The sequence below is a fragment of the Bradyrhizobium centrolobii genome (assembly GCF_001641635.1).
Lineage (GTDB): Bacteria > Pseudomonadota > Alphaproteobacteria > Rhizobiales > Xanthobacteraceae > Bradyrhizobium > Bradyrhizobium centrolobii.
The window spans coordinates 96414-111322 of the sequence record NZ_LUUB01000106.1 but is presented as its reverse complement, the minus strand read 5'-3'; the positions used below and the strand labels follow the sequence as shown (position 1 = coordinate 111322).

Sequence of the window (14909 nt, the reverse complement as noted above, 5' to 3'; positions counted from 1 at the left end):
CTTCTAGAGCGAAGCAACGAGCGCCTCGAAGCGCTTCCATTGCACCTCCTTGGAGTAGCGCGTCGTCAACATGTCATGACCGGCGCGCGCGATCTGCGCGCACTGCGTCGAATCATCGAGCAACCTGCGAATCTGCATGACTGCATCTTCAGGCGAGCTGTACGTCACGAGCGTCTCCCCGTCGACCATGCCCTCGGGATAGTTACCATCATCCGACAGCAGAAGCGACGCGGCTCCCATCGCCTCGAAGCAGCGCATGTTGCCCCGGTCCTCACCCGACATGTCGATGGCTCCATTGAGCACGATCTTGGCGGCCGAGAGAACCTCATAGTAGTCACGTCCAAAGACCGGGGTGCGTGCAATCGATCTGACCGCCTCGGGCCTTCTGTGATCGGCCAGCGGCAGCAGCCTGCCGATCGGAGATTCGGCCAGGCGGCACAGTCGCGATCGATCGAGGTGATACACGACATTGTACTCGCCCGCGAGCGCCGCCACCTGCTCCAGCACCGCTGCACGCTGCCGGTGATGGCGCGAATAGCCGCCGACAAACAGCACGTCGATGGGGCGGTCCTGCCGCGAGGCGAACGGATCGAGCTCGCGATCATAGCCGGGAAAGAAGTAGTCCGTTCGCGCGCCGCGTGCCGCGATCGAGGCGAGGATCGAGGGGAAATTGCAGACGACGAGATCGTAGTCGGAGAACACCACGTTGAGAAGCGGCGCCGCATGCCAGGCGATGACGTGCTTCACACATCCGGGAAGGCCTTTGATGAAATCGGATGGCCAGCCGGTGGTGTCCTGGTTGTAGAACACGTCCGCGCGATGATGCTCGATCTGGGCCTTCAGGATTTCGGCGGCCGTGGCGCGCGAGCTCATGCCCTGTTCGCTGGCCCAGACCTGCTGGACCTCGATGTCATCTCCGTACGCGAAAAACGCCCATTCGGCGCGCTGGTCCACCGGCAGGAGGATGTGGCATCCGGCATGCCGGAACTTCTTGAGGACATCCATCTTGCCGGCAAATGTCGCCGTGTGCTGGGTCAGGTCGCGAAGCCTCGGGCGCAGCGAGGGATAGTACCTGCAATTCTGGAAAAGCCTCACAAACGCGCCCGATTGTCTTGGATAGGATGGCTTGGATGGGGATGAGGGATGGGTCGCGCGCACTCAACCGCCCGATCCCCTGAAGGTCAAGCAAAATCCGGGGGTTAACGCGGGATGGCGGCGATCAGAGTTTCGCGAACGCTCTTAATGATCAGGGGGCTTGCGGCCACCGCGGCGAAGATCAGCCAGATCGCGCATTCGGCGAGGAAATGGACCAGCCCTGCCCCCGGTACCAGCAACGCGGCCACTACACCGGCGCCCCAACCGGAAAGCACGATGACGACCGAAACCAGGACCAGGAAGCCCGTGTGGCGAAGCGGGTGCTGCAGGGTCTGCCCCATGATCACCAACGCCAGCAACCCGAACTGAACGAGGATATCGCTCGCGACGACGGCGAGAGCGGCCCCCAGCGGGCCGAGCCAGGAAGTCAGGACGAACGAGAGTACCAGGAACACGACGAGTTGGAGCCCCTTGGTTCGGATCAGGAGATCGCCGCGATTGCTGTGGCTGGCGAAGGCCAGCGCCAGCAATGAGGGCGCAGCGGCGGCGGAACCGAGCAGCAGCGTGACGGCAAGCCCCGCGTCGTAGGGAATGCTGCCGTGAGTCCAGAGCGTGAAGAAGTCGCCCCAGAACGGCAGCAGGCCCGCGACGATCAGGCTGGCCAGGACGGTGACGAAGACCGACCCCTGGGCATAGAGACGGCTCAAACGCGCACGGTCGCCGACGGCGTGGTCATGACCGAGTTCGGCGGCAAGCGGCACGGCGAGTTGCAGACAGAGGCCGCGCACGAGGCTCGCGATCACCCGGGTCAATCCCCATTGCGCCACGGCGACGCGATCGGTGACGAGCGCAGAGACCAGCAGCACGGGAAGATTGACGAGCGCAAGTTCCGTGATGTTGGCGATCGCAAAGGGAAACGCGCGGCCGAACTGCCCGATGTTCCAGCGCAGGGTCGAGGACCACGAGCGCGGCCGAGCCCGATACGCACCGGCGCGACGCAGGAACGGAAACAGGCGTGGCGCATCGACGAGCATGAAGGCGGCAAACAGGAGTTGCATGGAGATGAAGGCGATCGCGACCGCCAGCAGACTCCCGAACCACGCAATCGCAAACAACTGCGCGATCTGGCCGAGCAGCAATACGACGTTCAACAGCCAGACCGTCCGGCCATATTGGCCCCGCGCACGATAGAGGCCAGAGGCCAGGTTGCCTGGGAGGCACAGCAGCATTCCCAGCGTCATCACGATGAAGGCGGAATCGAACGAGGCGGTCCCGCGAAACCCCAGCAAGGCCGAAGGCCGGAGCACATGCGTAACAGCCAGCAGCAGAATGCCCAGCACCACGACGACCGCGACGTAGATCCGCAGCATGCGCGCGTAGAAGCTCGCCGTGCGTCCGTCGCAATCTGCGCAGGACTTGAAGGCGAAAAACCGGTTGATCGCGCGAAGCTGCAATCCCGCATCCGCCACCACGACGAGGCTGCCGGCCGCATAGATCGCAAGCCACGCCGCAAGCATGTCGCCGGTCCAGACATGCAGGAAGGCCGGGATCAACAGCAACTGCTGGGTCAGTCCCAGCACCAGCTGGACCAGGTTGGCCGACCATCCGCGAACGAGCCGGCGGGCGCGGCCGGCACCGGGCCCGCTCGGGCCGCCTGCCTTGCCGGGCGCGTCAATCTGCGTGTCGGTCAAGCCGGATCCTTCCTGGCACACGATCGGCCTGACGCGCCCGATCGCCGGGCCCCACAATCGAAGCCGCCAGTGTGGCATCTTCGGATTTGGGCGTTGAAGGCGCCTCTTAAGGCGGTTAGACAGCTTAGGCAATGGCATCCGAAATCATCCCGTTCAACCGGCCCTACCTCACCGGCAAAGAGCAGGCCTATACCGAGGAGGCGCTGAGGAGCCGTCACCTGGCGGGCGACGGATCCTTTACCAGGCGCTGCCATCAGTGGCTCGAAGCGCGAACCGGTTGCGCGAAGGCGCTGCTGACGCACTCCTGCACGTCCGCACTCGATCTCGCCGCGATCCTGCTCGACCTGAAGGACGGCGACGAGGTCATCATGCCCTCGTTCACCTTCGTCTCGACGGCCAATGCCTTCGTGCTGCGCGGCGCCACTCCTGTCTTCGTCGACATCCGCGAGGACACGCTGAATCTTGATGAACGGCAGATCGAGGCGGCCATCACCTCGCGTACCCGCGCCATCGCCCCGGTGCACTATGCCGGCGTAGCCTGCGAGATGAACCCGATCGTCGCGATCGCAAGGCGCCACAATCTTCGCATCGTCGAGGACGCGGCACAGGGCATCATGGCGGACTACAGGGGCTCGCCGCTCGGCGCCATCGGGGACCTCGGCAGCTTCAGCTTCCACGAGACCAAGAACATCATGTCGGGCGAAGGCGGCTGCCTCCTGGTGAAGGATCCTGCGCTCGCGCTGCGGGCCGAGATCATCCGCGAGAAAGGCACCGACCGTAGCCGCTTTTTCCGTGGCGAGGTCGACAAATACACCTGGCAGGACGTCGGCTCGTCGTTCCTGCCGAGCGAGCCCACCGCAGCGTTCCTATGGGCCCAGTTCGAGCAAGCCGAGGACATCACGCGCGAGCGGCTCGCGATCTGGGACAGGTATCACGCGATGCTGGCGACGCTCGAGCAGCGGGGCCTGCTGCGACGCCCCATCGTACCCGGCCATTGCCGGCACAATGGTCACCTCTATTACGTCCTGCTGCCGCCCGAGATCGATCGTGGCATGGTGCTCGGCAAGCTGCGTGAGGCGGAGATCAATGCGGTTTTTCACTACGTGCCGCTACACTCCTCACCGGCCGGTATGCGGTTCGGCCGCAGCCATGGCGATCTGACGCTCACCACCGCGCTGTCGGAACGGCTGGTCAGGCTGCCATTCTGGATCGGCCTGCAAGAGACGCAGCAACAGCGGATTTGCGACACGCTCGGCGCGATCCTGGGGCGGTAGGCTTCAGAGCCCGTCCGATTCGCCGTTCTTCGGCGTCGAGCCCGGCAGGAACCGCGCTAACGACGTATCGCCCGTGGTCACGCCGCGACAGACTATTATCGCCGCACGAGGGAGCCCATCGGCCTTACCTCATCTAGATCGCCCGGCCGACGACGACACGACTGCCGCCTGCAGGCCAGCGCAGACCCGCGAGCGTCAGACGCACCTCGGCGCGCAGGATCGCCATGAACAAACCATTGATCCGCGGATCGAGCGTGAATTCCCGCTCGACCTGCTCGTTGGTCTGCGTCCCACGACCTCGAAGGCGGCTTGCGATCATCATGGGAAGCAGCAGGGACGCATAGGAGGTCGAGAACAGCACTTCGAAGCCGCTTCGCTGAAGCTTTTCTTCAAGCTCGCCACGACGATATCGCCGTTCGTGATAGGCGATCTCGTCGGCGCGGCTCCACAACCAGGGATGCTGGGGAACAGCGATGATGACACCACCACCCGTCACCAGTGCGCGGCGGATTTCGCCCAGGACCCGCTCGTCGTCGGCGATGTGCTCGATGACGTCGAAGGCGCCGATGAGGTCGAAGGCTGCGGACGCCGGAATGTGGCGTGCATCCATCTGTACGAACTCGACGTCCGGCAGGCGCGTCCGGGCGAAGGCAAGTCCGGAAGGATGGAGTTCCGAGCCGACCAGGCGCCGCCAACTGCGCGACAGCGCAATCGCGCGCAGTACCGCGCCGTTTCCGCACCCCACTTCCAGGAACTGACGCGCGTCGGGAAAGAAGCGGGCGGCCAACCCGGCCAGGAGTTCGTTACGAGCCACGAACCAGAAATGCTCGTCTTCAACCTCAGCAAGCAATTTGAAGCTACTGGGGTCCATGCCGCTGACCGTATCGGCGAGTTCGGGCGCAAGCGCCGCGATCCCCGCGCTTTCCGCCACGACATGGGCGCACGCCGGACATCGCCAGCCGGCCGGCCAGACCGGCTCGTTGTCGTCGATTGCTTGTTCCGCACCGCAGGCAAGGCAGCGGCGTCGCCCCGTAGCCAGTCGCGTCATGCCAGCGCTGACCGACAAAGGGCGTAACGGAAACGCTGATTGGGGGGTGAATTCATCGGCGGGTCACTGTAAAAGACGTCCATGCTGGCAAGCCACCAGGGGGCATGCTGGCAAACTGTTCGGATCGTCCGCGCTCGTCAAGCCTCGTTTCGAGGATCGGCGCGCCCCCTTTCAAGGCTGGTGTCAAGTCACAACGTGCGAATTTCGATCGTCCAATCCTGCTACATTCCCTGGAAAGGGTTTTTCGACCTGATCGGCCGATGCGATGAATATGTGATCTACGATCGCATGCAATTCGCAAAACGGCACTGGCACAATCGCAACCGAATCAAGACCACCAGCGGCATCGAATGGCTGACCATTCCCGTTGCGACCAAGGGGCGGTTTGACCAGGCGATCGACGAGGTCATGATCGAGAAGCCGTGGGCCGAGAAGCACTGGCGGGCACTCGAACTGGCCTATCGTCGCGCCCCATTCTTCGACCAGCTCTCGCCGGTCGTGCGGACCTGGTACGAGCGCGCCGACAAGGAGACGCGTCTCACCGCCATCAACGAACTGTTCACGCGCGAGATCGCAGGCCTGCTCGGGCTGAGCACACGTATCGTCAGGGATACGGCCTATCCCGCAGACGGCGTCAAGACTGCGAGACTTCTCGCGATCGCGCAGGCCGCGGGCGCCGATCGCTATCTAAGCGGCCCTTCCGCACGAGCCTACTTTGACGAGGCGCTGTTCACTGCCGGGGGGATTACGACGGAGTGGATGAGCTACCATGGTTATCCGGAATATCCGCAGCTCCATGGCGACTTCGAACATGCCGTGAGCGTGCTCGATCTCCTGTTTAACACCGGTCCTGAAGCGCCGCGGTTCGCCCGTCGTCAGGTCACGGCCTGACGCTCAGGCCGCACGCCATCGCAATAAAATCCCGGGACGGGATCTTGGAATTTCTCGTCGCATACCACGACTGGCGGTTTGGCGGCCAATCGTCAGACGCGGCGTTCCGTTGCTCGCCGAGATTGCTGACGGCTCCGCCGGCTGCGGTCGGCGCCCCAGTATACGGTTGTCGCCGTAGGTAATCGATAGTCATTCCGGGCGGAGACGCGAAATGCAGCCCGCTAGCATCTCCGCGAGTTGTGGTATCGGTTCAACGCGCGTGCACTTTGGTCGCACATGTCGCTATGGCTGTCGCAGGGGGCTTCGCATTTGCCCGCGGGGTTCGCTTGTCGTATGAAAGCTCGTCCATGAGCTATGCCCCGCGCCCCTCGTTAGGCATTGCAAAATTGTGACATTTTCGCAAACCGCGGTTAACTCCGAAGAGAAGTTGATGCACATTGACTACTTGCGGCCAGCAATCTTCTGCGAATGGAGAAGCGGCTGATGAAGATCTCGATCGTCACCACGCTCTATCGGTCCGCACCCTACGTCAAGGAATTCCATCGGCGGGCGATCGAAGCCGCACGCAAGATCACTGATGACGTCGAACTGATCATGGTGAATGACGGCTCTCCAGACGACAGCCTGGAGGCGGCTTTGCAAGTCCAAAGGTCGGATCCTCAAGTCGTGGTCGTCGATCTTTCCCGCAATTTCGGACACTACAAGGCCATCATGACCGGATTGGCCTATGCCTCCGGCGATCTCGTGTTCCTGATCGACAGCGACCTTGAGGAACAGCCCGAAGACCTGGCTCTGTTCTACGAGCGCTTTCGTCGCGGAGATTGCGATGTCGTGTATGGCGTGCAGCAGACTCGACGCGGGGGGTTGCTGGAGCGAGCGGGGGGCACCGTCTTTTTCGCGTTGGTCGATGTGCTTGGTGATCGCCCGCTGCCGCGCAATCTTGTAACCTCGCGGTTGATGTCGGCCGCGTACGTCAGAGAGCTTATTCGGCACCGCGATCGGGAATTCGTCATGTCCGACCTCTGGGCGGTTACTGGATTTCGCCAAATCCCGATGGTCGTCGCAAAGCTCGCAACCTCGCCGTCGACCTACTCGATCTGGAGGCGGATCGATCTTGCGGTCAAACACCTGACGACATCTTCGACGAGGCTGCTGTATCTCGTCTTTTATACCGGGCTGTTGATCTTCACGACGTCGATTGGTGTCGTGATCTACTTCCTGCTGCGTTACCTCACGAACGGCATCGGAGTGAGCGGGTTTGCCTCGCAGATCATTTCGTTGTGGTTTCTCGGAGGACTTATCACACTCATCCTCGGTATCCTGGGAATCTACATGGCCAGCATCCTGGCCGAAACCAAACGGAGACCCTACACCATTGTGCGCTCCGTCCACCGCTCCTCCAACTCATCGGTCGGGGAGTTGATGCAGCCCGCTTCCCTTTTTGATACCGAAGGCCAAGAGTGACAGACCCCCAACAAGAGAGAATCCTGTCCGACGTCGCGGCGTATTATGCCGCCAAACTCGACGCCCACGGCACTACATCGCAGGGCGTCGATTGGAATGGAGCCGAATCGCATCAGCTTCGACACAGGCAGTTTCTCCGATTGGTCGATCACAGCCAATCCGAATCGATCATCGATCTCGGCTGTGGTTTTGGGGATTTTCTTGGCTTCCTCAGAAGCGCGGGCCATCGAGGACATTTCAGGGGGTACGATATCGCGCCTAGCATGGTCGAGGCGGCTCGAAAGCTTCACGGAGAGGGCGACGATCGATGCTGGCATGTTGGAGCTTCGCCGGACACAACGGCAGACTTTGCGATTGCCAGCGGAATATTCAACGTCAAGGGTGATGTCGAGGATGAGATATGGCTCAGCTATATCCGCGAAACACTCGACGTGCTCGCCCGCGCTGGACGCAAAGGATTTGGATTCAATGTCCTGAGCCTGTCGAGCGATCCCGATCGGCGGAGACCGAACCTGTACTATGCCGACCCGCCGGAGATGCTCGGCTACTGCCTTTCACGGTACGGCCGATCGGTCGCGCTCTTGCAGGACTATGGACTGTACGAATTCACGGTCCTGGTACGACATCCAGAGGTGAAGGTCTGATGGGTGACGCCACATCGGCGGTTCGGTGCCCGCTCTGCGCCGGCGACGCCGTCGCGCTGGCGCTTCCCCATCCCTGCCGATCAATGCTCAGCGATGGGCGGGTGATATCCCGCGCACTGGCCAAAATGTCTTGCCTAGTGTGCGGTTTGGCCTTCCACGCGTCCAGCACAGCCGAAGAGGACATTCGTGCCATCTACGACGACGACTACAAGCTTGCTGCTGCTGCCCCGAAATCAGATGCTGCGCGGGCCCAGGCATACGGCGACTGGATCCGCGCCGAATGCACCCCGCCGAAGGCCATTCTGGAAATCGGCTGCGGCTCGGGCGCACTGCTGTCCGAATTCCTGCGATCGTGGCCGGATGCGTATGCTTACGGCGTAGACCCCGCGTTGCCGGCGACGGCCCAATCGCAGCAGAGTATCCGGCTTATGCGCGGATTTATCGAGGATGTGCCCACCGAGGCGGGTCTTTTTGACCTTATCGTTGCAGTCAATGTCATTGAGCACACGATCGACCCAAGCACATTTCTTCTTTCGCTGCGTAGCCGTCTTGCATCAAACGGGCGCATCGTCATCATATGTCCGGACGGACATTCGCCGAACGTGGAACTGCTGTTCTTCGATCATCTCTACAGCCTGACGCAAGGCGCCCTTCAGATTTGCGGCAGAAGCGCGTCGCTGGCGACGGAAAAGCAAATGCCGGCGCCGAGTGACATCGGCGACTTCCAGATGTCGATCTTCGCTGCGGCGACCGATCATCGCCACACCCCTCGCGCGCATGATACGAATCCGGTCGAGCTTTATTCCGAGCGGCAATCTTATCTCGAACGCTGGCGAATGCTGGATCAGCTTCTCCTTGATCGGCGGCAATCCGCCGCAGACCTGCTGGCCTTCGGCGCCGGCCAGACTGCGGCCTTGCTGCGGGCTTATGCGCCGGAAACCTGGGCGCGGATCGACTCGCTCGTGCTGGACGACCCTACCGAGGCCTGGAATCTCGGGCGACCGGTTGCATCCTATCGGGATGCGGTACAGAATCCCGGCCAGCCGACCCTCATCGCGACGGCGCCTCACGTTCAGGAAGTCGTTGCCAGACGACTGGAACGCGATGGCTTCCACACGATCACCTGGAACGAACTGATTCCGAGATGAACACCATGCAGAACGAGGTTCCCCGACGCTATGGTATCCTAGAGCAGGCGCAATCAACGAACGAAGTCGAGAGAACGTGCGAATCGATCCGTCAGTTGGGATATGGCGTGATCGACGGCGGTTATAGCCGTGAGCAGCTGGCGATGCTGGCCGATGCTTTCGATCAGGTGCAGCAGAGCTATGCGTCCCGGCACGGCGGTATCGAAGTGCTGAGATCGATTGACGAGCACAACACCATCCGTTTGCCTCTGGCTCACGATCCACTCTTTCTCGAGCTGGCTACTAACAGCAGGATCCTGGACATTTGCAGCCGACTCATCTCCGGCTACGCCGTGCTCAACCAGCAGAACGGCGTCATCAATCCGCCGAACGGAAAGCAGTACAATCAGGGTGCCTGGCATCGGGATTTGCCCTATCAGCATTTCGTATCGTCACGTCCGCTTGCCATCAATGCACTGTTCTGCCTCGATGCGTTCACGATCGAAAACGGGGCTACGATGGTGTTGCCGGCCTCACACCGTCAGGAAGCATTTCCATCGGATCATTTCGTGAAGACACAAGCCTTGCAGGTTTCCGCGTCCGCGGGCTCGTTTATCGTGCTCGACTGCATGGTTTTCCACAGTGGCGGCGTCAACACGACGGCGAGGCCGCGGCGTGCCGTCAATCACGTCTACACCATTCCCCTGATCAGGCAGCAAATCGATTTGCCAAGTGCGCTGGGAGATGGGTTTACCGGCGACAGCAAATTGCGCCGATTGCTGGGTTACGACGTGCATCAGCCTGGATCAGTCGCCGAGTACCTCGCCGGACGCCCGAAAATATCCTGAAGGACTAGAGAGGCAACGAACCTTCCCACACAGCAAGGCCAAAGCCTGTCGCCCCGTATCCGTTGCCGTTGTAGGCCAGCCACAGGCGCTCGCGGTGCCAGAAGAGCGCGGGATAGCAAGTCATCTCACTATCCCAACCCCAATCTGACGGAACAAGTCCCATCGCAGCGTCCAGCCGCGTCCAACTCGTCCCGCGGTCGCTCGATGTCGCCGCGCCGATACGGTAGTGCGAGCCGCGACACGCGAAGCACATCAACAAACCGTTGCCTATCGTTGTCACGCTCGGACGTGCCAGCGCATATTCGGTCTTGTCGGCGAACCCGATCACGGTCCTGCCATCCCGCGTCCAGTGAATTCCATCGACCGATCGCGCTTGCTTGATGACATGCTGCATGTCGGCATTGCCAACCGCGGGGGCGAGATTTGAACCGTACCACATTCGCCAGTCGTCGGGACCGAACCGCAGCACACAAGGGTAGGACAGCGTATAGGGGTCCTCCGGCGAGCGGTCCAAAATCGGACCAGGCGAATATCGCGCAAATTTACCGTCCAGCGACGAGGATCGTGCAAGCCCGATGGCATTTCGCCATGGTGAGCGAATTCCGAGATTCCAGCCCATGTAGTAGATCGAAATCTCGCCGTCCCTCGCGACGACGCTCCCGATGCCAACGCCGCTGTCATCGAAGGTGCCGTCCGCTCCCGGTGCGAGCACGGGTATCTGTGCGACTTCATGGACGCGGATCGTCTCGCCTACCTCCACGTCCGCCCATCCGACATGCGAGCGCTTATCCGCGTCGCGCGAACTGAAGAAAAAGCGAAAGGTATCACCTCCTAGATGTACGGGAACGGGCAGCGCCGTATGGCTATGCGCCCAAGGCTGCGTTCGGCTCGAAGCATAAACAAGACCCAGGCGACGCCACGACATCGCGTGTCTCACAGATTTCGAAGACGATTGCTGGGTACCGATGAGCGCTCAGATCCGCGCGGCGCAACGACCGAGAAGTCCGGCTGATCCTCGAGCACCAGAGCGCCGGCGCCAAGGACGCACTTCTTGCCTACCGCCACATGATCGCGGATCGTGACGTTCACGCCTACAAAACTTCCCTGCCCAATCCGCACTCCACCAGACACAACGATATGCGACGCGAGGAACACATCATCCTCGATCGTCGAGTGATGGCCAATATGGTTGCCGCTCCACAATGTTACGTTGGCGCCAACCGTCGCGAACGGCTGGATAGTATTATCTTCAAGGATGAAGCAGTTTTCCTTAAGATCGAAGCCAGGGAACACGGTCGCACGGCTGCTCAGGTAGCTAACGAGCCGATAGCCCTTTGCCTTCGCGGCCGCAACCTTCTCGGTCCGTATGGCGTTGATCTTAGCGTAGCTGACGGCCACGAAGCAGCCGAAACTGTCGGGCGCAAATTTTTCTGCGACCTCCTCGAAGACGACAACCGGACGCCCGCGAAATTCATGCTGTTTCAAGAACGCGGAGTCGACCGTGAAAGCGGCGACCTCGTAGTTTGAATCGTTCGTGAAATAGAAGTCGGCCAGCTCGGCGATTTCACCGGTCCCGAAAACAACAATAGGCTGCTTCTGCACAGAAACTCCCTAGCGACTTGCGGCATATCTTGATCGCGAGCGCCTGATCTCTGATGCAATCGCATCCGATCGGACGGTCCCCGTGCCGGTCAGGATAGCTGAATCCGTGTCGGCACGCTTTCAGATGATCCTGGTCTGGCCCGGCATCCTACTCCGAAGAAAACTGCCGCGTCCAACCCGTTTCTTCTCCGGACGCCGTACCGAGGCGGCGCGGCTTCGGAGGCGCATGCGCTCTAGTGATAGAGGATAAAGCTGCCGAGCAGGTCCTGGTGAAGCGTGACTTGATGTCCGCTGTCATCGACGATGAACTCGGCAGGGCTTGCTACAGCGCCGACTTCCGCGTGGTTGATCCCTGCATTGGCCGCGCTCGCGATCGATAGTTGCGAAGTGCCGACGTTGCCCGAGCTCGATTGTTCACCGGCACCCGCCGCGAATACGAAGCCATCTCCGACAACGGTTGCAGCCGCCACAGTGTTCGCATGACTGGGAGTGCCGATCGTCCCATCGCCATTCAGATCCTGCTGGAAACTGGTTTCCAGGTTTTGAAGCGCACTGGTGTTGCCAGGACCGGGCATGTAGAAATTACCCGTATAGTTGCCATTGGTGTCCGTGCTCCAGACCGAATACTGACCCGTGGTCCCATTCTTCCAGGCCACCTCATAGCCATTCGTCACCGCCTCGGCGCCGATCGGAACGTAATCGCCGAACTGACCGGCCGTTACCGATGAGCCCTGATATTTCAGCATCGGTCCCGTGCCGCCGGCAACGGGATTGAGAAGATAATTATTCCCTGAAAGCACCAGTGCGGTCGTTCCGACCGCCTCGATCACCGATTGAGCGACGCCGATCGTTCCATCCCCATTCAAATCCTGATGGAAGCTGGCCTCAATCGTTTCGAACGCAGTGGTGTTGCCGGGACCCGGGCTGTAGAAATTGCCGGTGTAGTTGCCGTCGGTGTCAGTGCTCCACACGGAGTACTGACCGGTGGCCGTATTTTTCCAGGCGACCTCATAGCCGTTCGTAACAGCCTCGGCACCAAGCGGCGTATAGTTGCCGAACTGACCGGCCGTCACCGCGGCCCCCTGATACTTCAGCATAGGTCCCGTAGGGCCGGCGACCGAATCAAGCAGATAGTTATTCCCGGACACGTCCAGCGACGTCGTTCCGATCGCTTCGATCGAGGAAGATATCGCGGATCTGGCGACTCCGATCGTGCCGTCGCCGTTCAGGTCCTGCTGGAAGCTGACCTCAAGAGACTCGAAGGCTGTGTCATGGCCTGAACCCGGCATGTAAAAATTGCCGGTGTAGTTACCGCTGCCATCCGTGCTCCAGACCGAATATTGGCCGGTGGTCGTGTTCTTCCAGGCTACCTCGTAGCCATTCGTCACGGCCTCGGCGCCGATCGGAACATAATCGCCGAACTCGCCCACGGTGACGGCCGAGCTCTGATACGTCAATTCGTGCCCGCTGCCGCCGCCAACGGGACTGAGCGTATAATGGTTGCCCAACCTGCTCAGTTCTATCGAACCGGCGGCCTCGATCACGATCGGGACGAGTGGTCCGATCTGACCGTCGCCGTTCAGATCTTGGTGGAAACTGGTTTCAAGGTTCTCGAACGCAGCGTCGGTGCCCGAACCCGGCATGAATAAATTACCGGTGTAGTTGCCGTTGGCATCTGTGCTCCAGACCGAGTACTGGCCTGTTACCAAGTTCTTCCACGCGACTTCGTAGCCGTTCGTGGTGGCCTCTACGCCGATCGGCGTATAGCCGTCGAATTCTCCTACCACCGCAGCATCGCCGCCGTACTTCAAGAGCGGCCCGCTCCCACCCGCGACGGGATCGAGATAATAATCGATGCCGGACTGCACGAGCTTCGTCGCGCCGATTGCCTCGATAACCACGCTAGCCGCAAGCGTGGTGCTCGACAATGTCCCGTCGTTGAATTGGAAATATTCGACCTCCGTCACGGTATCGGTCCCATCGGGCGAACCGGTGCGGAGGTCGCTTATGGTGAAGGTCTGAGTGCTCGAATTGTAGGATATGCCGTAATTTGCCGCGTTGCCTGAATACACTGCTGTATCGGTGCCGGGGCCGCCGATGATGGTGTCGTTGCCGCCGCCACCGGTGATCGTATCGTTGCCCGAGCCGCCGTTCAGGACGTTGTCGATGGCGTTGCCGATGATCGTGTCGTTGCCCGAGCCGCCGATGGCGTTGTCGATGTAGGAGCGCGCGTCGTTGTTGTAGAGATAGGCGTTGTAGACGTTGCCCGACGCGTAATGGTTGTTGCCGAGATAGGCCAGTTGCACGGACGAGAACACCGACGAGGCGCCGGGGTTGAGATTGATGCTCAGGTTCGTCGTGTAGTTCGACAGATCGTAGGTGTCGACGCCGCCGCCGTCCCAGATCGTCTCGTAGATGCGGTTGGCCGATCCGCCGGCGCCGCCGCCCGGCGCGAGCTGCCCGACGCCGTTGATGAACTCCTGCCCGGTCGTCGGGCTCCAGGTATAGACCGTATTGCCGCTCTGGGTCGTGTAGTTCGCGCCGTACAGCGTCTGGAGCGCGAGGATATCGTTGGCCATATAGGTTTGCGGATACCCATAAGCTTCGTTGGTGTATCCGGTGGTCGGACCGCCGATATAGCTGCGGTAGCTCATGACGGTGTATTCGCTGTCGTCATGTGCGGTCGGCACCGCGACGTTGGCGACGCCGCCGGTTTCGTTACTGTGCTTGAGGCCGAAGGCGTGGCCGAGCTCGTGCAGGGCAGTCGTGAAATAGTAATTGCCGAGCTGCGCCAGGGAATAATCGTTTTTGGTCCCGAACCACACATCGCCGCCGGCCGCGTAGTTGCCGGGGTAGTAGGCGTAGGAGGTCGGATTGGCCAACGGCGACTGCGCGATCATGATGTCGGCGCTGTTGGTCCCCGCATACGTGATGCTGGCGTTGGTGTAGCCGAGGATCAGTCCGACGGCGTAGTTGATCGCCGCCTGCATCTGGCTGGGCGCTGGAGCAAAGCCCGCCGCGGTCGGCTCGCCCTTGTCTGAGTAGGGGTAGGGGTAGTCACTGGACGAGTCGGGAAAACTGTAGCTGATCGCGCCGGACCATTTGTAGCCCGACAGCAGCCCGTCGATATCTGCGTTGTTGGTCTGGGTGACGGTGACAGCGTCGGCCAATGGGAATCTCCAGAACAGCGAGTCGCGCCCGATTTGGGGCGCAGGCGGATCAAGC

General features: G+C 61.1%; 12 protein-coding genes. 6 read left to right on the top strand and 6 right to left on the bottom strand.

The window, feature by feature from the left end; translation table 11 throughout:
• Positions 1 to 3: 3 nt before the first annotated feature.
• Together AYJ54_RS38535 and AYJ54_RS38530 are read right to left on the bottom strand one after the other, a co-directional pair.
• On the bottom strand, positions 4 to 1095 hold the full coding sequence (locus AYJ54_RS38535) for a glycosyltransferase family protein (RefSeq protein ID WP_063707621.1): 1092 nt from the start codon (positions 1093 to 1095) through the stop codon (positions 4 to 6).
• 104 nt (positions 1096 to 1199) lie between these two features.
• A complete protein-coding gene (locus AYJ54_RS38530) occupies positions 1200 to 2786 on the bottom strand; it encodes a lipopolysaccharide biosynthesis protein (protein ID WP_136624224.1) in 1587 nt (528 codons plus the stop codon).
• Positions 2787 to 2917: 131 nt separating this feature from the next.
• On the opposite strand from AYJ54_RS38530, the gene rffA reads away from it, so the two are divergent.
• Positions 2918 to 4060 carry a dTDP-4-amino-4,6-dideoxygalactose transaminase gene (gene rffA, locus AYJ54_RS38525; protein WP_063707616.1) on the top strand — a complete coding sequence of 381 codons (1143 nt, stop codon included), beginning with the start codon at positions 2918 to 2920 and terminating at the stop codon, positions 4058 to 4060.
• A 133-nt stretch (positions 4061 to 4193) separates the two neighbouring features.
• On the opposite strand, the gene AYJ54_RS38520 is transcribed toward rffA, so the two are convergent.
• Positions 4194 to 5108: a class I SAM-dependent methyltransferase gene (locus AYJ54_RS38520; protein WP_082906039.1), complete on the bottom strand. Its 915-nt coding sequence runs from the start codon at positions 5106 to 5108 to the stop codon at positions 4194 to 4196.
• Between the two features lie 195 nt (positions 5109 to 5303).
• Here AYJ54_RS38520 and AYJ54_RS38515 point away from each other — a divergent pair, with 195 nt between their 5' ends.
• From AYJ54_RS38515 to AYJ54_RS38495, 5 genes are all read left to right on the top strand, one after another.
• Positions 5304 to 5999: a WbqC family protein gene (locus AYJ54_RS38515; protein WP_063707613.1), complete on the top strand. Its 696-nt coding sequence runs from the start codon at positions 5304 to 5306 to the stop codon at positions 5997 to 5999.
• A 483-nt stretch (positions 6000 to 6482) separates the two neighbouring features.
• Positions 6483 to 7463, top strand: coding sequence for a glycosyltransferase family 2 protein (locus AYJ54_RS38510; protein WP_063707821.1), 981 nt, complete (start codon positions 6483 to 6485; stop codon positions 7461 to 7463).
• The gene (locus tag AYJ54_RS38505; RefSeq protein ID WP_201724312.1) at positions 7460 to 8107 is read left to right on the top strand and encodes a class I SAM-dependent methyltransferase; all 648 of its coding nucleotides are present in this window, start codon (positions 7460 to 7462) and stop codon (positions 8105 to 8107) included. Before AYJ54_RS38510 ends, AYJ54_RS38505 begins: the two co-directional genes overlap by 4 nt.
• Positions 8107 to 9255 carry a class I SAM-dependent methyltransferase gene (locus tag AYJ54_RS38500; RefSeq protein ID WP_082906034.1) on the top strand — a complete coding sequence of 383 codons (1149 nt, stop codon included), beginning with the start codon at positions 8107 to 8109 and terminating at the stop codon, positions 9253 to 9255. Before AYJ54_RS38505 ends, AYJ54_RS38500 begins: the two co-directional genes overlap by 1 nt.
• Complete coding sequence (locus tag AYJ54_RS38495) at positions 9252 to 10082, top strand: phytanoyl-CoA dioxygenase family protein (RefSeq protein WP_063707607.1); 831 nt, start codon at positions 9252 to 9254, stop codon at positions 10080 to 10082. The genes AYJ54_RS38500 and AYJ54_RS38495 overlap by 4 nt, the downstream gene beginning before the upstream one ends.
• A 4-nt stretch (positions 10083 to 10086) precedes the next feature.
• Here the strand turns inward: AYJ54_RS38495 and AYJ54_RS38490 are convergent, their stop codons facing one another.
• From AYJ54_RS38490 to AYJ54_RS48310, 3 genes are all read right to left on the bottom strand, one after another.
• Complete coding sequence (locus tag AYJ54_RS38490; RefSeq protein WP_063707605.1) at positions 10087 to 11007, bottom strand: hypothetical protein; 921 nt, start codon at positions 11005 to 11007, stop codon at positions 10087 to 10089.
• Positions 11008 to 11015: 8 nt separating this feature from the next.
• Entirely contained in the window at positions 11016 to 11684 is a 669-nt protein-coding gene (locus tag AYJ54_RS38485; RefSeq protein WP_063707603.1) for an acetyltransferase, read from the bottom strand.
• Positions 11685 to 11917: 233 nt separating this feature from the next.
• Positions 11918 to 14854 carry a M10 family metallopeptidase C-terminal domain-containing protein gene (locus AYJ54_RS48310; protein WP_245329235.1) on the bottom strand — a complete coding sequence of 979 codons (2937 nt, stop codon included), beginning with the start codon at positions 14852 to 14854 and terminating at the stop codon, positions 11918 to 11920.
• Positions 14855 to 14909 lie beyond the last annotated feature (55 nt).

Excerpts from the sequence above, each read along its gene's own strand:
- rffA (WP_063707616.1), top strand. The coding sequence starts at position 2,918 with ATGGCATCCGAAATCATCCCGTTCAACCGGCCCTACCTCACCGGCAAA.
- AYJ54_RS38520 (WP_082906039.1), bottom strand. The coding sequence starts at position 5,108 with ATGACGCGACTGGCTACGGGGCGACGCCGCTGCCTTGCCTGCGGTGCG.
- AYJ54_RS38510 (WP_063707821.1), top strand. The coding sequence starts at position 6,483 with ATGAAGATCTCGATCGTCACCACGCTCTATCGGTCCGCACCCTACGTC.
- AYJ54_RS38500 (WP_082906034.1), top strand. The coding sequence starts at position 8,107 with ATGGGTGACGCCACATCGGCGGTTCGGTGCCCGCTCTGCGCCGGCGAC.
- AYJ54_RS38495 (WP_063707607.1), top strand. The coding sequence starts at position 9,252 with ATGAACACCATGCAGAACGAGGTTCCCCGACGCTATGGTATCCTAGAG.
- AYJ54_RS38490 (WP_063707605.1), bottom strand. The coding sequence starts at position 11,007 with ATGTCGTGGCGTCGCCTGGGTCTTGTTTATGCTTCGAGCCGAACGCAG.